Source organism: bacterium, assembly GCA_022616075.1.
GTDB lineage: Bacteria > Acidobacteriota > HRBIN11 > JAKEFK01 > JAKEFK01 > JAKEFK01.
The window spans coordinates 22,632-40,810 of record JAKEFK010000244.1 but is presented as its reverse complement, the minus strand read 5'-3'; the positions used below and the strand labels follow the sequence as shown (position 1 = coordinate 40,810).

General features: G+C 47.4%; 18 protein-coding genes. 9 read left to right on the top strand and 9 right to left on the bottom strand.

What is annotated here, in order from left to right; genetic code table 11:
- The 5 genes from L0156_20410 to L0156_20390 all read left to right on the top strand — a co-directional run.
- A partial coding sequence (locus L0156_20410) for a hypothetical protein (GenBank protein MCI0605354.1) occupies positions 1-255 on the top strand: 255 nt, incomplete at its 5' end.
- 50 nt (positions 256-305) lie between these two features.
- On the top strand, positions 306-1,400 hold the full coding sequence (locus tag L0156_20405; GenBank protein MCI0605353.1) for an ankyrin repeat domain-containing protein: 1,095 nt from the start codon (positions 306-308) through the stop codon (positions 1,398-1,400).
- A 164-nt stretch (positions 1,401-1,564) separates the two neighbouring features.
- A complete protein-coding gene (locus L0156_20400) occupies positions 1,565-7,108 on the top strand; it encodes a DUF6531 domain-containing protein (GenBank protein MCI0605352.1) in 5,544 nt (1,847 codons plus the stop codon).
- 2 nt (positions 7,109-7,110) lie between these two features.
- Positions 7,111-7,998 carry an ankyrin repeat domain-containing protein gene (locus L0156_20395; protein MCI0605351.1) on the top strand — a complete coding sequence of 296 codons (888 nt, stop codon included), beginning with the start codon at positions 7,111-7,113 and terminating at the stop codon, positions 7,996-7,998.
- 26 nt (positions 7,999-8,024) lie between these two features.
- Positions 8,025-8,465 (top strand): hypothetical protein, encoded by a 441-nt coding sequence (locus tag L0156_20390; protein MCI0605350.1) that lies wholly within the window; start codon positions 8,025-8,027, stop codon positions 8,463-8,465.
- A 139-nt stretch (positions 8,466-8,604) separates the two neighbouring features.
- On the opposite strand, the gene L0156_20385 is transcribed toward L0156_20390, so the two are convergent.
- The 4 genes from L0156_20385 to L0156_20370 form a co-directional block, all read right to left on the bottom strand.
- Positions 8,605-8,859: a hypothetical protein gene (locus tag L0156_20385; protein ID MCI0605349.1), complete on the bottom strand. Its 255-nt coding sequence runs from the start codon at positions 8,857-8,859 to the stop codon at positions 8,605-8,607.
- Positions 8,860-8,868: 9 nt separating this feature from the next.
- Positions 8,869-9,675 (bottom strand): AAA family ATPase, encoded by an 807-nt coding sequence (locus tag L0156_20380; protein MCI0605348.1) that lies wholly within the window; start codon positions 9,673-9,675, stop codon positions 8,869-8,871.
- The gene (locus tag L0156_20375) at positions 9,675-10,925 is read right to left on the bottom strand and encodes a DDE-type integrase/transposase/recombinase (GenBank protein MCI0605347.1); all 1,251 of its coding nucleotides are present in this window, start codon (positions 10,923-10,925) and stop codon (positions 9,675-9,677) included. The genes L0156_20380 and L0156_20375 overlap by 1 nt, the downstream gene beginning before the upstream one ends.
- 225 nt (positions 10,926-11,150) lie before the next feature.
- Entirely contained in the window at positions 11,151-11,711 is a 561-nt protein-coding gene (locus tag L0156_20370; GenBank protein MCI0605346.1) for a DUF6431 domain-containing protein, read from the bottom strand.
- 381 nt (positions 11,712-12,092) lie between these two features.
- Here L0156_20370 and L0156_20365 point away from each other — a divergent pair, with 381 nt between their 5' ends.
- The 3 genes from L0156_20365 (at position 12,093) to L0156_20355 (ending at position 14,225) form a co-directional block, all read left to right on the top strand.
- Complete coding sequence (locus tag L0156_20365; protein MCI0605345.1) at positions 12,093-12,908, top strand: hypothetical protein; 816 nt, start codon at positions 12,093-12,095, stop codon at positions 12,906-12,908.
- A gap of 526 nt (positions 12,909-13,434) precedes the next feature.
- Positions 13,435-13,845, top strand: coding sequence for a hypothetical protein (locus L0156_20360; protein ID MCI0605344.1), 411 nt, complete (start codon positions 13,435-13,437; stop codon positions 13,843-13,845).
- A 122-nt stretch (positions 13,846-13,967) separates the two neighbouring features.
- The gene (locus L0156_20355; GenBank protein ID MCI0605343.1) at positions 13,968-14,225 is read left to right on the top strand and encodes a hypothetical protein; all 258 of its coding nucleotides are present in this window, start codon (positions 13,968-13,970) and stop codon (positions 14,223-14,225) included.
- A gap of 4 nt (positions 14,226-14,229) precedes the next feature.
- Here L0156_20355 and L0156_20350 read toward each other — a convergent pair whose 3' ends face one another.
- Entirely contained in the window at positions 14,230-14,847 is a 618-nt protein-coding gene (locus L0156_20350) for a hypothetical protein (GenBank protein ID MCI0605342.1), read from the bottom strand.
- A 4-nt stretch (positions 14,848-14,851) separates the two neighbouring features.
- Positions 14,852-15,316: a hypothetical protein gene (locus tag L0156_20345; protein ID MCI0605341.1), complete on the bottom strand. Its 465-nt coding sequence runs from the start codon at positions 15,314-15,316 to the stop codon at positions 14,852-14,854.
- Positions 15,317-16,263: 947 nt separating this feature from the next.
- Here L0156_20345 and L0156_20340 point away from each other — a divergent pair.
- A complete protein-coding gene (locus L0156_20340) occupies positions 16,264-17,055 on the top strand; it encodes a hypothetical protein (protein ID MCI0605340.1) in 792 nt (263 codons plus the stop codon).
- A 112-nt stretch (positions 17,056-17,167) separates the two neighbouring features.
- Here the strand turns inward: L0156_20340 and L0156_20335 are convergent, their stop codons facing one another.
- From L0156_20335 to L0156_20325, 3 genes are all read right to left on the bottom strand, one after another.
- Entirely contained in the window at positions 17,168-17,419 is a 252-nt protein-coding gene (locus tag L0156_20335) for a hypothetical protein (GenBank protein MCI0605339.1), read from the bottom strand.
- Positions 17,420-17,557: 138 nt separating this feature from the next.
- Positions 17,558-17,746 carry a hypothetical protein gene (locus L0156_20330; protein MCI0605338.1) on the bottom strand — a complete coding sequence of 63 codons (189 nt, stop codon included), beginning with the start codon at positions 17,744-17,746 and terminating at the stop codon, positions 17,558-17,560.
- A 40-nt stretch (positions 17,747-17,786) separates the two neighbouring features.
- Positions 17,787-17,999, bottom strand: coding sequence for a hypothetical protein (locus L0156_20325; GenBank protein ID MCI0605337.1), 213 nt, complete (start codon positions 17,997-17,999; stop codon positions 17,787-17,789).
- Positions 18,000-18,179: the final 180 nt, after the last annotated feature.

Here is an 18,179-nt window from a genome sequence, read left to right as displayed (position 1 = left end):
GAAATGAAGCGCTCCTATTTTTCGAAGGAGCAGGCAGAGGCACAGCTCGGAAAAAGGATCAGAAGTTTGGTAGAGTTTTCCGGCGTGCCAGTGGGAACAACGGGCACCGTGGTTGCCTTTGATGAAATTTATCCGGAAGGCTTTGATGTTGTTATTGAGTGGGATCTTGCAGATCGCTTATATGGAGCGCAAACGAAGCCGCTGCGTGACTGGTTCACGCGTGGTGAATTCGAGGGATTTCTGGTTGAATGTTAATTCCGAGCGGCATCCCCTCTATTTTTTGAGAGATGGTCTGCAATCGTGAAATGAAGAAGGTCGAGTTGGAACGGATACAACGGTATGAAATGATTCGAGCTGCCGAGAAAGGCGATCTAGAGACGATCCAGCAACTTGTGCATACCGGTGCAAACGTCAACTGCCGGGACTACTGGAAAGCAACACCCTTACTGTATGCCGCCAGGTACGGACATCCCGTGATTGTCGAGTCGCTCCTTCATTCGAGTGCCAATACTCATCTCAGATCTCGATATTTCGGAACGCCGCTGACGGCCGCTTGTTCTGGAAATCACATCGAGGTTGTCAAAATTCTGTTGAAGCAGCCGGACATACATATCAATGAAAAGCAGCATGGAAAGACTGCCGTAATGATTGCGGCCGAGAACGGGTACGGAAGACTTCTTCAAGTCTTGCTGAGACACGAAGCGGATGTTGACGCACGCGGTCCATTTAATGTAACTGCCTTGATGCTGGCTGCTGAAAAGAAAAGGCACAGAATTACACGCAAACTCTTGAAGGCAGGCGCAAATGCGGATCTCCAGGACTGGTATGGCAAGACGGCTTTGATGAAAGCTGCCGCGTCAGGACACGAGCCAACAGTGAAAGAACTAATCAAAGCTGGAGCGAATTTGAACGTCCGGGACCAGAATGGAAATAGTGCTGCAGATCATGCGGCTTTCCATGACCGTCAGTCTGTTCTGCGATTCCTGATCAAGAATGGCGCTGATCCACGTTACGTCAAGGAAAGTCTCTTGCTCGCGGCTGTTCAAAGTAATTCCCCGCGTCGAATTGCTCACCTGCTCAAGAACGGTACGGATCCAGGGAAAAAGGACGGGCTTAAAAGGACGCCATTGATGTGGGCCGTCATACTGGGCAAAGAACGAGCAGCGCTCGCATTGATCCGGGCAGGTGCTCGGATTAATTCGAAAGATTTCCAAGGCTGTACGGCATTGATGTACGCAGCGATGGATGGCCTAAACAGGATTGTTCAGGCGCTCATTCGCAGAGGAGCCCGCGTGAATCTCCGTGACCGGTCAGGTGAGACTGCCGTATTGATGGCACGAAAAAACCACAAACACAAAACAGTTCGACTTTTGGTTTATGCCGGACGCAAAGCCCCCTAGATGGTAGCGATGGTAGCGTTCCTCAGATTGACAAACTAGGTCTTTTGTAATAAGAAATACGGTTCGCCTAAGACACGGCGGGGGAATCCACCAGCGACCTTAACAGGTCTCGGCATCGACCAAGATCGGGGTGTGTCTTAGTGTGGATGTCAGGAGGGGTACTCGTGCTTGCAAGATTTTCTTCAATCATTTCTGTTCTTCTACTTCTTAGCATAAGCAGCGCCGGCCTTGCTGCTGCGCCTCGCTATAATGCGGCAGTGGGAACCGGCGAGATACGCTATTCGCCATATCTGCATTCCGGTGAGTGGAGCCTCACGGTTGTTGATTTCCAAATCAAAGGCCGCGGTTTTGACTATGTCTTCGCGCGGAAGTACGAGTCGCAAGCACTCTACGATGGTCCACTGGGTCAGAATTGGGACCATCAGTATTTCATGCGGCTCATGGAACTTCCGAACGGCGATGTCTTTTTTTATGATGGCATGGGAAGAAAAGAGCTTTTCCGTGTGCTTCCGCCTGCGCCGCTTCCCGGTCCGTTGCTTTATATGTCTCCTGCCGGACAATTTGCCGAACTGAAGAAGCTTCAAGACGGGAACTGGCTGGTTCATCAACCTGACGGAATTGCCTATTTGTTCAATAACTACGGTCAGCTTGTCCGCATTCAGGATCGCAATGAGAACTACATGGAGTTTCTCTACAATCCAGTTGGCCAGTTGAGTGTGGTGATCGATACGATGGGACGTCCCATCTCCTACCAATACAACGGAGATCAAAAACTCATTAAAGTGCGTGACTTTGCCGGACGAGAATGGAAATTCAATTATGATGAAGGGATTGCTTCAAGTGATCCGGACCGCAAACCGAATTTCTTAACTTCGGTTACGACGACTGCTGTCACCGGCACATCAAACGGGAATGAGTTCCCAAATGGGAAAACCACTAAGTATGAATACAAGCTTGGAGACATTCTCTCGCTGCGGGCAAACCTCACGAAAGTCACCAATCCGCGTGGTGAAGTGCTTATCGAGAATCAATACAATGACCAGGACCAGCTCATTAGACAAAAATATGGCAACGATTTCATCGAATTTGCGTATGAAGAAAATAAGACAACGGTCACGGATCGCAACGGAAATGAAATTGTATATGAGTTCAACGCATACGGTAATCCCACGGCAATAACCAGAGCGGGTCTGACCACCAGAATGGAGTATGATCCTGATATCATCACCCCTGAGCTGCCTCTCATTCCGTCCGATGGGCTTTTGACCAAGATTACATTCCCGGAAGGCAACTCCATTGAATACACATATGAAAAATCGCTTCTCGCGCGATTCTTGCGAAGAAGAAGTGAGGCGAATCTAATCTCCGTCAAACAAATTCCTGGACCACGCGGGTCCGGCGGAAGCAGCGAGACGTTGACCACTACTTATATGTATGACCCGCTTCACAACCAGGTTTTGACTGTGACTGATCCAAAAGGAAATGTTACTACCTATGAACGCGATCAACATGGCAACGCAAACAAAATCACCATGCCCGAAGGGGTGATACAAAGCTTCACGTACAACAAGTACGGCCAATTGCTCACCGAAACATTTGGCGAAGGAAACAGCAACAACTATGAATACTATCCAGAAGCTGGCGGGTCGACGGTCCGGCAAAATGCAGATCAGGCAACAGGAGGATATCTCAAAAAGAAAACCACTGGCGGGCTCTACTCCAACACTTTTGTGTATGACGACCTGGGACGTCTGAGTGAATTCATTGATGGAAATAATGTCAAGAGTACATATGAAGTCAATGCTCTGGATCAAATTATTAAAGAGGTCCGCTTCGAACCGCTCTCTTTTGAAACTCGCTATGAATACGACCTCAATGATAACCTTGTTAAGAAACTGATCCAGCACAGCTCGGCAGGTGGGGATGGGTTCACGGAGTACCGCTACAACCACGATCATCCCTTGAACTACTTGATGCAGGAAGAAAGTGAGATCTCTGAAGGTGTTTTTGCCATTACGAAATATGACTACGATGCCAATGGGAATCGTACGCTCGTAACAGATCCAGAAGGAACTCAGACCAGTTATGTGTTCGATTCTCGTGATCTCAATACTGAAGTTATCAGGGGTTTTGGATCTTCTGATGCCTCATCTTCCGTTTTCACTTATGACGGCAACGGAAATTTGAAGACCTCCGGTGACGGAGAAGGCAACACAACGGAATTCTTTTACGACGGATATGATAGTCAGTTCGAAGTTAAGGATGCTCTTGGGAATATTGCTTCATATGGATTTGACGATGTAGGGAATGCGATAAGCCAAATCAGCAAAGATTCTGAGGATGTGGTTTTAGCACAGACTACAAACACGTATGACGGATTGAATCGTCTGAAGACAAGAACAGAGAAGTTTCAGCCTTCCGATGCGGTAATCACATACAATTATGACAAGAACAGCAGGATCACATCTTTGATCGATGCCAACAACCATACTACCAGCTACAGCTACGACACAGCCAATCGGATCGCGACAATGACCGATCCTGCTGGCAACAAAGTCACTTACGAGTACGATCCAAACGGCAATACCAGGAAGATCACCGAAGAAGAGACCGGACCGTTGGGATCAGAAACGTTTGTCACGACCAGTGAATTCGACAAAGCGAATCGCCTTGAGAAATCCATTGATCCAGCGGGTGACACGATGCAGTATTTTTATGATTCGATGGGCAACAACGTCATCACGATCGATGCGGAAGGAAATCAGACTGCAGCCAGTTTTGATAACGCGAACCGTAGAGTCAAGACCGAAGAAGCAAACGGTTCAATTGTCACCAAATTCGACTATGACCTGAACGGACGCCTTGAAAGCATCACCGATGCTAATGGGAACACTACCACCTACAGATACGATAGCTTAAATCGGAATACGAAAACGATCTATGCGGATGGGAAGGAGATAAATCTGACCTTCGATCTCGCAGACAATGTGAAAACCGCTACGGATCCAAACGGGACGTTTGTTACAAACACATATGATCCACTGAATCGACTCGCTTCGCGGAGCATCACAAAAGCTGCGGGTGTGGAGGGCACGACAACTGAGAGTTTCGATTATGACGGATTATCCAGATTGAAGAAGGCAACGGATGACGATTCGGTCGTTGAACTGAATTATGACACTCTTTCGAATGTGACTTCGGAATCGCAGAATGGCAAAACCGTTTCCAGCAAGTATGACGGCATCGGCAATCGAACTGAGATTACATACCCATCAGGCCGTCAATTGAACTTCCGTTATGATTCGCTGAACCGTCTGGAAAAAATAGAAGAGCAAACCGCACTTGTTGCGCAATACACATATCAGGGAACGGGAAGAACGGCCGGGATCGGCTTGAACAATGGGACCCACTCAGAATTCGGATACGACAATGACAGAAGAATCACTGCCATTCGCCATGTGAATGCAACAAACCAGGTTGTTTCAGGCTTTTCGTATGGCTGGAACAGAATGGATCAGCGAAATTATGAGCAAAAGCTGCATGAAAATGGCCGCGCAGATGTCTACAGTTACGATGCGATTTATCGCCTTACACAGATGGCAATGAATGCTCCTGATCCCATAAATGTTTCTACGGCGCAGAAGACGATCGTCTACAATCAAGACGACGTTTATAACTTCAAGCAAATCACTGAAACGGAAGGCGGAATTTCCAGAATCAAGACCACTCAGATTAACAACCGGAATCAATATACGGTTTTTGACAACCAGCCACTTTCCTATGATCCAAACGGAAATACCAAGAATCTATTTGGAAAGCAGCTCACTTATGACTATGCCAACCGGTTAACAAGAGTCGTAACTCCGGATGGAACGACGACAACAATGACTTACGATGCCCTCGGACGACGCACGTCTCTTTCCTCCGGCGGACAAACAACAAATTACGTGTGGTCCGGGCAACAAACTCTGGAAGAATTTGCCGGCGCCGGACTCCAGGCTTCTTATGTGTACGGCCGTGGAATTGATGAGATTGTGCAAATGAAGCGCGGCGGTCAAGCTTATTATTACCATATGAATTCGATCGGATCGGTTAAAGCGATTACCGATTCAACTGGAAAACTAATTGAACGTTATGATTACGACGCTTACGGCAACCGTATCATCCGCGCCGATCAGACGCCGCCTGCTGTGGAACAGGTTCGACTGCGATCCGGAGATTTGCACGTGCGCCTCACTGAGCCCGCCCAGAAAACGACATTACTGGCAATATTGAAAGATAGCAACAATCAGAATCATGCAGTTACTACAGCATTCGAAGAAGGAGATAGAAAGATCATTCTGCATCCCACTACGCCCCTTGCAGCCGATAGTCAATTCGTTCTAACGATTCAAGCTGGATTGACGGATTTGGCATTGAATAAAACCGCAACTGCTTTTCAGCAATCTCTTACAGTATCGGGCGACGAGATTTATTTTGACAACAAGGCACCTGAGGTGGCAGAGATTACGATTGCAAATGGTCGCAATATCAAGATCCGCTTCAGTGAGGAAATTTCCGACTTTCCGGCGGCGGCAATTTCACTGGTATTCAATAACCAACCGGTTGTCGCCTCTCTTTCTTTTTCCGCTCCGTCTCTTGAAGCGACACTCTCTTTAGCAGAAATTGCCACACCTGGAGCATATACCGTTCAACTTTCTTCTGCGGTCAAAGATGAAACAGGCAAACCTCTCTCGGACTTCCAACAGATTCTGATCATTGCTGGTCCGGATCAAGTGGTGTATCGCAATGAAAAGGATGTGGTGTCAACCAGTATAGTGAACAGCGACATGGGATTTCAGGGAAGGAAGATAGACAGTTCTTCTGGATTAGCATATTTCCGAGCTCGATACTTGGATCCTGTTTCCGGAAGATTCACGTCACCAGATCCTCGTACGTACGTGGATTCTTTCAACATTTACCAGGCTTTCGGCAATAATCCAGTAAACGCTGTGGATCCCCTCGGACTCGATTGGTTTTTTGTAACGAACGTAAAGAATCAACCAGACCAGTGGGAATGGCACGATGGCATTGCTTACTCATATGCCGATAAAACGGGTCGTATCAAGACGCCAACTGGTTATAAGCACTTGCTTGTGGCGAAACATATAGAAAATGATATTACTACTGGTGCGAAGATATACCAGATGGATATGTACAATCAGAATACAAAGAAAATCTCTGGACGTGCCTTCTCTGGAGGGGAGTTCTTTGGTTTTAGTCCAGTACGTCAAGGAAACTATACAATCCGCGCGGATCTTGAAAGAGATACAACCGGCCCAACCGCAATTAATCCGGATTCAGCATTATGTAATCCGTACCCCGCTTACGGGCTTCAAGTGATTCCCGACGCAACCTTACCTCTGGGACCAGCGACCAAACCAACAACGTGCGGGCCAAAGAACCCATACGGTGCTTATGGACCAAAGCGGGCAAGACTGATTCCATGGCAAGGTAAGGATGAGGGCTATTATCTGCATGGCCAGATACCCAAGAGAGCAAGTACCCCGGGTGCGACACACGGATGTCTTTGCTATGGAACGGATACACGCATTATTGATTATTTATGGACACTGAACGAAAAAGTTCCAGTTGCTGTGGATGTTCCCGTAAAACAGCCTCCACCTCCGAAACGTTCTAGACTGCGCTTTACAGAACAGACTGAGTAAGTATGATGACTAAATTTCTCATTTTCTTTCTCGTGATACCGATGGCAGCTTTTGCTTGCGAGAGTATGCCTTCGGATTCGTCGAGCCCAGCGGATCCTAATTCAGAGGAACTTAACAAAGAATTGCTTGAGGCAGCAAGACTGGGTAAAAGAGAGGAAGTCTCGATTTTGCTAAAGAAAGGAGCAAAGGTAGAAACCATGGATAAAGATGGCAATTCAGTTCTGATCGTCGCCGCATGTCATGGTAAGGTCGAATTGATAAAGGATCTCATCAATGCTGGAGCGAACCCGCGGACTGAAGGAGGATCTAGGCTGTCTGCGCTTACAGAAGCTGCAAGGTGCGGTAACGAAGGGGTATTGAGCTTCTTGTTAAAGACAGGTTTAGACCCGAATTCAGCAGACTCATTCGGATTTACTCCCCTTATGGGAGCTTCGAAGGCAGGAAGCTTAGATTGCGTGCAATTACTAATAGGGGAAGACGCAAACATAAACGCAAAGGATCATTTCGGAATTACTCCGCTTCTCTGGGCGGCCCAAAGTGAAAAGCCACAGTTAGAAGTTGTCAAAGCCTTGATCCAATCGGGCGCAAATATGAATGAGTCCACGAAAGGTGGTTGGACAGCTTTGATAGCCAGCACTGGCCGAGGCGCTGCAGATATCGTTCAATATCTTCTTGAACTCGGCGCGGACGTGAATGCGAGTTCCAAAACTGGTTGGACGGCTCTAATGGCGGCGGCGTACTCCGGGCGAAGCGACCTCGTCCAAATTTTACTGGCTTCGGGGGCCACAGCAGAGACGAAAGACAAGAATGGCAAAAGCGCCCTTGATTATGCTCGAGAGCGGGGCCACAAAGACATTGTCGATATTCTACTCCGTGCCTCGAAAGATTAGACGCATTAAGTGCAGAAATTATCCGAGTGAAACTTCCTAAAGGACAGACAATCATGAGATTCATTCTAAGAGTCGTGATTGTCTTCACCGTTATTGCTCTTGGTTACAGTTTGCTAATTCGAAGTTCAAAAGCAAACGGCGACGATTCTTGCGGTGCAGTTCACGCGGACATTACTTTCTGCAACTTCGAGGTACCGGTATCTCTCAAAAAAGGCTACGGCAACTTCTCCGTAACTTACTCTTTTGATTTAGGTGCGCAGGGGCGCGTCCAGAACATACAGAAAGTGAGCGCTCCGTTCGAGAATTACGAAGACGTATCGAAATGCCTGAAAAGTTGGAACTTTGTGGGGGTTAAAGAGCAAACGAAAGTCGTCGCGATCTTTCAATGGACTCACGGGATTGGTTGGGAAAAACTTCTTGTTAAGGGAGAATGCATTGATTACGCCATTTCCCTAACGGGAGTGTAATTTAGTGTTTTATTTTAGCTCTGATTTTTCGTGATAATTTCTTTTTGTTTTGCTTTGAGTTTTCGATTTTTGCATTCTTTTTTCGTTCTTCTGTTTTGTTTTTTTCGCGATAGTTTCTCCCTTTTTTGTGTTTAGCTGGTTATTGATTCTGAGTTGTTTTTCTACCAGCCGCGTTCTGCACCCATCTTCGGAGGAAGAGGCGATAACGGAGATTGGGATGCGGAGGACATTCCGAGAGCCAGAGACGAAAGCGGATCAATTCTTCTTCTATATTTACGCTGTGGAAATCCTTCATGAGTTCAAATAGGAAGTCCAAATCCTTGGAGCGATTGAACGGATAACCGGGTATTTGCTCGAGTTTGTCGAGTAATCTTTCCATCGGGTCGATGCTCATGGAAACACCTCAACTTTCACGGGCAGCCATAAAGACTTCCTCTGCGGTAAGAGAATCTTTTTCGGCAAGCGCGCCGGCGGCAAGAGTTTTGAAGGCGAGTTGGCAGACTTTGCGTTGAATGCCACCTGAGCTTTGATAAATGGCATCGGCGGCATCAGCGGTAAAGAGTGATTTGGAGCGTCCCGCAATTTTGAGATGATGCGTCAGGAATGGCGCAATCTCTGCCGCCGATAGAGGGGGCAGATGGAACTTGAGCTGGATTCGTTGACAGAGAGATTCAAGGATGGCCAGATTGAGGCGATCCAAAAGTTCGGGCTGGCCGGCCAGGATAAACAGCGCCGGATCGATGGAATCCATTTGAAAGTTGGCAATGATCTGCAATTCCAAAAGAGCGTCTCTGCTGATGCGATGCGCTTCATCGAGGATGAGCACTGGAACTTTCTTTTCATGAGTGACCAGGTGCTTGATTTGCTGCTGAATCGAGGCAAAGGTATCGATTTTCCGGAAACGACGCTCGCCACCAAGGGATGCATTGATCTGGCGATAGAAGTCTGAAACAGTCACGGTGGAAAGCGGCAGATAGACCGAAAAGTAGCAAGCAGCCGAAAGCGAATCGGTGAAGGCGCGCAGTTGCAAGGTTTTTCCAACACCCGATAGTCCGGTAACAACCAGGATTCCGCGGCGGTCCTTCATGTACTCAAGACGCGAATGGAGTTCTTTTGCCGCATCCGTTGAAAAGATTTCCGATGGCGCCATGCTTTTGGCGAAAGGAAGTTTTTTAAGGTTGTAAAAAGATTCAATCATGGTAGTGAGCATTATTTTTTCTCCTTCTTTTTAGAATCCGAAAAGCGGATGGAAGATGATGGAGTAGTTGCGTTTTCGTTTGGCTTGCAGCGCGTCAGTTTCAAGACAAGCTTTCCGTCTTCAAACAGATAAAGTCGCTCCGGCGAGCCGGTAGGATGTCGAACCTCGATCTTTTTGCCGATATAACGCGCGGGAGCTTCCCAGAGTTTTCCATCGAGCGCAACGGTAGAATCGTTTTTGACTTTTCGCTCAAAGGATTGATAGAAAGCCCAATCGAGTTCTTCATCGGAAAGCTTTCGGATCCGGGTAACTTTGGCATCAGCCAACCAGCGATCTATGGGTCGTGCCTCGATGCCATGATGAAAGCTCTTGTGGTAATCCGACTCGAGCCAGCCGGCAAACAGATCATTGATCTGTTGTATGCCAATCGGTCCGGCAGCGGGAAGTGTTGAGAGAAACTGATCGCGCACGCGTCTCCACATGCGCTCAATTTTGCCGCGAGACGGCGAGTCGTAAGGTTTTGAATGTCGCAGCACGATTCCAAGTCTTGCGCAAGAGAGCTGCAAGCTCTGGCTTGAGAAAATGCTGCCGTTGTCGCAATAAAAAATTTCAGGCAGACCAAAACGCCGGATCGCCTCTTTGAGCACCGTCTCCAGGGCAAGAGTGTTTTCGGCAAAAAACCATCCGCTTGCCACAATCATTCGTGAATGATCGTCAATGATGGCGATCAGATAACTTTTGCGTTTCTTCTTGCTATCAGAAAGATGAGGGCCATGCATGGTGTCTGAGATCCAAAGCTCGTTGATATGCTCCTTTTCATATTTCTTGCGAGGGACAGTTTCCGCTGTCCGCTTCAGCAAATGACGAGCAGAGGCAAATCTGCGAAGTGCGGATTCGGAAACATACGGCGGATTGATGATTCCTTGTGAATCCAGGAACCGATAGAAAACTGAAAGCCGAGCGCCCGTAAAATCGGCAGCCGATTCTCCGATAACTTTGGCCAGCTCAGGTGTGATTTTACGCGACGTTCCGGTATCGTTTCGAGTGCTCGGAAACAAGGCTTCAAATCCGCCGGCGCGATAATCAGCAAGCCAGGACTTAAACGCCGAAACGGTGTAATGCTTGGTTCCGTAACCGGGAACATCCCATGTTTTTTCCGCCTGCCTGGCAAAGTATTCCTTTTGCCGGATTCCCTTCTCCAGCGCAGCGGCAATGATTTTGTACCGGAAAAGCGCAATGAGTTCTGCAAGTTTTTTCTCCATGAGTCCTCCGTGCCGCTTATCCTACGAAAAAAAAATCGTCCACTCACCGAAAGTGGTGTGATTTTTTCGCCAACTTGAATGAACCGGCGTAGCAAATCAAAAAAGCGTGAATCTTTCGCGCATGAAAAGTAATTATTGCCCCGCTGCATGCCTGCAGAAACGTACGGGTCTACTGCTCTTTATCCAACCTGTATCAATGAAGGAGCGGGTGCATAAATTGGACACTCACGTTGGTTGCTCTGAAGCTCGCCTGCGTTTCTGGGATGCAGTCCCCAACAAGAATTGATTTTCGGCCGCATAAAAATCAGAAATCATGCCGGATAATCCGTCGCTATAGCTCTCCACCATCGAAACCAACGCCGACTGCCAGCGATCCGCCGGCTCAACAAACTCGGCTTGTAGCAATAATTGAAACGCTACTTGAAACATCAACATCATCCAAAAGATCGTTCGCTCGCACAGACTCTCAAATACTGCCTGGTAATGGTCCAGCGCCTTCGAGCTACCACCTTCAGCGGAAACCTTAAAAAAATTGTAGGCTGTTGGCGCCGAATAGCGCCTGTAAGGAATCACCAGATGTGGCAGAAGAGAAAAAGTTTTGTGCGCCGCCAGTTCTACTTTTCCCTTCCGATGGCAGAGATACCGAGCAATCCAAATCTCGAGACTCTGTCCGTTTTCTTCTGTAACTTCCCGGCTGTAAAAACCGTGAAACTTTGCACAGCCAGGCCCTTTGCAAATCGCGCAGCATGCTTCATAAGACGGAAAATCCCAACGATTCCGCTCCACTAATCTCTGATAATTTGACAGCGAACAATCAATTTTGTACTGTAGTTGCAGTCTATGGGGAAAGGCATCTGTTTTCTGCAGCGAACAGAAAACGAAAGGATGCCTTTCGTACCTCCGATAAAATATTCCGACAAAAATTCTACCGGATTATTTTCTCTCAAAGGCACACAATCTACCAAAACTATTTGAAGAAAACTCAGGCAGGAAAAAGAAAAGAGGGCGCTAAATTACACGGGAGATCGATGTCCTTACGTTCCTCCACTTCCTTGAGTTCGGGAAGACCAACTCAATAATGTGAAAAACAGCATGAGGCGATTAAAAAAACTCTTTGTAGTTGCTGTTGTCATCGTTTCATGCATGATTGCATGTTCATCAAAGGACATGAGCAAGGCGACTTGGGAGTATCGGTATTTCCAAAGCCATACACCAACAGCTCGCGAGAGAATTCCTGGGGAACAATTACTCCACAAGTACGGGATTGATATCAACACCAGCGAAGGCACCATTAACAAAGCTCAGTATCGGCTAGAGCATATCCCTCACAGAGACCGGACTGAAACCATAGAAGTTTCATTTCCTTCGAGTACAGGGAATTATTTCTCGTTTCTCCAGATAACACAGTTTCAGAATGAAGTACTGTCGGTGGATCTTTTCTTTTTATCTGATGAGGATACCGAATTCACACACCGTCTGTATGACAGCAGCAAAGGATGGGCACGCTACGAACAAGCATGGAATGAATACTTATCCGGGTATCTCCAGGAACGGCCATTTCTTCCGGACATTAAATTGCCATACGCGTTAAGGGAGTCATTTCTTCTCTTGATTGATCCAAGCAAGGAAGGGATTTACGGATTCTTCTGTGATGTGGCCGGCATGGCTCCCGCAAAGCGGCGAGCGATCATGCGCTTGCTTGACGCAAAGCAATATTCTGCTATACGTCATGTACTCCACAGTCACTCGAACGTCAGCAAGGTATATGCTGCTGAAGCTCTTATGATGTTGAGAAATGATGGAGAAGTTCTCGATCCCACGGACGAACAAATAATCACTGGATTGAAAGCGCGAGAGGATTCGATCGAGGTTTGTGAAGGCTGTGAGCATTCCAACAGAAAGATAAGAGACATTCTCTCAGAAGCGGAGAAGCTCAGACTGCCTGATCTACTTCAACTATATCGTCTCGAAAAAGATCAATAAACGTTCATGCTCTTGAGCTCAAGATCTTACAAGGGAACATGAAATTTGCAGCGCAGATAGTATTCATTTTATTGACGGTCACAGTGGCATTCCTGAGTTGCGGCTCGCACAAGCAAACTGGAATTTCGGGCATGCCTCCAGAAATCCCAATCCCAAAGGAATTGGCGGATTGGCTTTTACCCATTTTGGAAGGCGAACTGGATCACTTTCCTTCTGAGTCGCGCATTGCACAGATTGAAATTGATACACCCGAACAAGCGTACAGCGAACTTCGCAAACTTTATCCAGAGAAGGCTAAGCGGGTAGATTGTTGGAGCCTCACTCGAGAGTATTTTGTATTTTCTCTTGGGTTCGAAACCGGTGGCAAATGCACGTACTTATCTGTTCTGTATGTCCCGAAAGATGGTAAGCAATTCAGGTATTTTTGGCCTCATACCTGATGGATAGATCCTGGTATGGAACATGATCCAGCAAAGAGGTGTCCAATCAGTTGCATGTTGCATAAGGTTGACAGGATGAAGGTTGTATGAACCGAAAGGGTGCCATCATTTTCACTTTCCTTGTTGGAATATTTCCAGTGGTTTCCTTTGCCAAGGACGGTTCTTCCTCACGTTCCGTCCATGTTTTTGTTGCATTATGTGATAACAAGAATCAGGGAATTGTTCCGGTTCTGGAACATCTTGGCAGAGGCGACGATCCGGTGGGAAACTTGTATTGGGGTGCCCGTTTCGGCGTTAAGACCTTTCTTAGAAACTCTCGAGAATGGAGAATGATTTCTTGCAATTCAGGCCCCGACGCTTCCGTTCTGGAGCGTTGCATTTTTCGGTACGCGACGGAAGCTGTGTATTTGACTGCGGACGCTTACAACGGAAAAGAGATCAGGCGGACCATCAATGACTTTTTGGAATCGCTTCGGGCGGGCACGGAGACAGCCTGATTCTCCCATCAGAAAAGAATCTTGCTTTGAATATTCGCGGAAAAGCGGACCTTCTAATCTATGTCGGTCACAACGGATTAATGGATTACTGGCCGAGATCGTTTCCGACGAAGAAAGATTCTGTGAAACGAGAAGTTATGATTCTGGCTTGCGCGAGTAAACCGTATTTTTTGGAGCCCGTTAAGCGGACAGGAGCGACTCCGGTTTTGTGGACCAGCGGCCTACTTGCTCCGGAGGCATACATATTAACTGCTGCTGTCGCTGGATGGATCGCCAATGAGAATCACCAGCGTATCCAGTTACGAGCTGCAGAGGCTTACAACCGGTATCAGAAGTGTGGCTTGAAGGCCGCGAGGCGACTTTTTGAAACAGGATCGTAAGCTCTTACTCCAAACTCGATTCAAAAGCATGGTCGGGAAAAAGATCATTGTGAATTGAGGTAAGAAGTTTGGTGCCTTCCCTGCTCAAGCCAAGCGTGCGGTCCGGCTCAACATACATTTTGTGAAAGAATGCTTCCACCCATACTTCGATTGGGCTTTCTTGAGTAATTATTTTCAGTCCCATGCCACCTGTTCCCGTACAAAAACACAGGCAGTCGCTATAAGAAGCCGCACTGTTCAAAATGCGGATGAGTTTATCAGCACATGTTCCACGGCATTTCCTGATTTCAAGAACCGGCATGCGATGGAACATTTGTTTGCGTCGTAATTCGGCCGAGATCAATTCTTCGGGACCAAGCCGGTAGGCGATAATTTCGATCTGCGAGGATGAGTAGTAACCGGGAATTAGAGCCTGATGGCGGGAGGAATCATAATCTCGCTCGCATTGCTCAATTGTGCGAGGCTCAGGAGGCGGCAGCGGTGTTTCAGCTTTTGGCCCGCCTCTAACTACAGGCCGCAACGGCATAGAAATTTCCCGCTGTAGATCGAAAAAATAAATCATGACAGCGGCAGTAAATACCGCAAGCGCCAAAGCCAAAAAAGCACGTATGTTCGTTCTCATCGGATTACTGCCACTCTGCGTAAGTGAGAACTGAAGGTTCTTCCCATGTTCCGTTGAACTTGTAGTAGTAGCCACCAATTTCCATCAGTTCGGATCGGCTGTTCTTCGCAAGCGCTCTTATCTCCACCCAACCGTAACCGAGATTTTCTGCATCTTCACGGATGGATCGGAAAATGCTCTTCAGCTCAAGTGCTACTGGGCTTTTTAAATCAACCATGCGGCGATCGAGAACAAAGGCTGTTTTGTACGAATACGATGAACCTTCGCCACCATGCGCTGCAAAAACCGGCTCCGAATTGATTTCAAATCGTTTTCCATAATTCAAAACGATGAGGGTCCGCTGCTCGGGCCAATGCACTTCGACGCAGTCCGCTGATTGAGGAAACAGCGGGACCAGTGGAGGAGGTACCCACTCAGCAATTGGAGTTGCCGGCGAGACCGGAGTATTCCAGCCTTCGATTAAGCTCAAGTAAATTTCCGTAACCCAACAGGAAATGACAACAAGCACGACTGCGACGAACGCCGCAACCAACCTCCTTCCCCAAAGTGAAGATACAGGAAAGCGCCGACGGTTTGTATGCTGCAATGGCTTCGGAGTCAGTGATTTCGGCAATGCCAACTTGGCCTGCTTAAGCCGATGCCGAGGGTTCCCTGTCAGAGATCGGATCCTCCGAGCAATTCCAACATTCTGGAGCAAACACAAAAATAACAGAAGGTTCAAATACGTGATCCAAACTTTCGCAAAAAGCCAACCAAACCAGTTGTAAGGACTCCAAAAGCAACCGAGAGTAATGCCTCGTGGAGCGGGATTTAGGAGGTTGACCGGAGCGAAGATCAAGGATCCTATCCACGGAATGCTTTTAGAAAAACAAAGCGAAGCACAATAGGCCGCCAATACAAGTGCAATCGCGGTCCGCCAAACAGTACCGAATATCAGTTTACGTGGAGAACGGATAAGTAAAGCGATCAATGTTACCTGGATGAGCGAAAGGAACAAAAGCGGTCTGGAGACTGCGAAGAGAAAAGTGTTTGCCGCATCATGCATAAACCATGAAGTAGGAAAGAACAGATCTTCGCTGGTAATGATTAATGCCAAAGGCGAACAGAGTAGCGTGAACAAGATTCTCTTATTCAGAAAGAGCGATGGCGCCCATCTGCTTATAGAAGGAGAACATCCGAAAACAGCGCATCTTTTCTGGTTCAGCCGCCAACATTCCTGATGATGACGGGTACGGCAAGAAGTGCACACCTCTGTGCCTTCCCATCTATCAAACGGCATCCGGCAGAAAGGACAGTGCTTCATCAATTAATATTGGACACATCAGAAGCGTTTTTGATCGGGTATCCTTTCGGCTGAAGACGAAATAAAATATTCCCAATCATTCCCAATAACAGATTACATTTTTGGGGGCGCCAATGATTCCAGAGATTGGAATACTTATCGCATTGTACGTTTTCCTGCAAGTTCTCCCTTCGAAGTGGACCGTAGTAAATACAATCACACGAACTGTTATTGCTGCCGCAGCGATTACAGTACTGTTCGATCTTGCATTAAGGGGATTTACGGACAGTAGCTTGGCGACAATGCTTAAAGGAAAACCCGAAGCCGTAAACGGTCCCGAGGGACAAAGAGAGGAGAGGATAGAAAGTGAACCTTCAAAAGTTTCCGTTACTAAAGCAGACGGCGGCAGCATAACGACCAAGTTGGGACATGGCTTTGCAATAGCCAAAAACTCAGCTTTACACCGCGAATGGATCGCGATTCATGATCCATCACTTCCTGCTGATCTTGATGGTACCCCAGGGATCAAAATGGTCTATGTTTCTTCAGAATACAGGGGTGATTACAACTACAAAGCAAACGTGACTTTAATACCGAGAGAACCGCTCAGTTCGATTGAAGTACGCTTCTTAACTTTCGACGTGTGGGGTGATCACGTCCGTAGCCTGGTTTATGAAGAGGTCATCGATCTGCCAGCCGGGAAGAAACATCAATTTGAAGGAGCGTGGAATGTCTTCTCGGAAAACGAAGCCGAAAAACATTATGCTTCGATTGCATATGTCTCACGGGTGCGCCTTGCGAACGGTAAGGTGGTGGAGGCTTCAGTCAGCCCGGTGGTGGCTGAGGCAAGAAAGTTTACTGGCAAATTTACACGAGAGGATCTCGAACCGGAAACTAAGAAGCCTGCAAAAGAAGAAAAGACTTGATCTGACGCGGGCAAAACTTCACCGTCTAATGACTCTTCAGGCTATTTGCTTCGGTCGCCGTAGACTTGTATGTCGGTGCTTTTGTGAAGGACGTAGCTGTTTGAAGTGAGATCTACCTCCCTTTTGATTTCGCACGCGCCATCTTGGCTCTAGCGATGTCGCCATCTTTATCAAGGAAGTACATGTAGCCCTGTTCCCTCTTCACATCGGCTTTTGCAACTTTTTCGGATTTGCGTTTTGGACCACCTTTCTTCTTTCCGCCACGCGCCATTGGGCTTCTGCTGAGATCACCATCCTTGTCAACGAAGTACAAAAAGCCTGGTTCGCGCTTCACTCCCAGCTTTGCAACTTTTTCTTGTGCCATTCCATCCTCCGAGATCCAACAGTATTTTGCACAGAATCCTAGCATGATTCTCAGAAAAAGTGAGGCGAGTTCAGTCGAGTGAAGGATCACTGACTTTTGGTTTTCAAGAACGAGAATTATGGGAATAAGATGAATTCTTTATTTGCCTTCCTTCCTTAATTGCCGGAGCTCATTAACAAATTTTTCAAAATCGTCATCATCTTCCCAAAGATCGGCGCCTTTCCCAAATACTTCTTCCCACTGGAAAGGTCCGACACCCTGCTCATCTGCAAGTTCCTCCAGGGTTTTCTCCCGCCAAAACTCTTCTGGATCAAATTTGAATTTCATACTCTTGGTCTTTTAAGCATACACGCACTAAGAAGTGAATTCACTCATAGCAGCAGGAAAGCCCAGGCAGCAGGTAGTCTGCAATAGCTGCCAGTACCAGTTTCCCCAGGATCCTTGCTTCGAAGTCTCTTGCCCGGAATGTGGCGCCGGACGGGAACGATACTGTAAACGGCCAAGCGAACACTCCGGTCCCTTCGTCCCGTTTCATGCTGCGCGCGATCTGAAAGCGCTTGAACTTGGGTTTTACGACCATGCTGGAAACTCGCACTGTGGACCCCATTCGAAAAGCGAAAAGGCGAAGCAAATATTACAGGCCGCGCGAATCACGAACGATAGCAGGAAAACAGAAACGTCTTCATCACAGGATACGCAAACAGCCCAATTCAGTCTGATGTATGACTGATCGCCTCTAGTTCTGCCAGGGTAAGCGGGA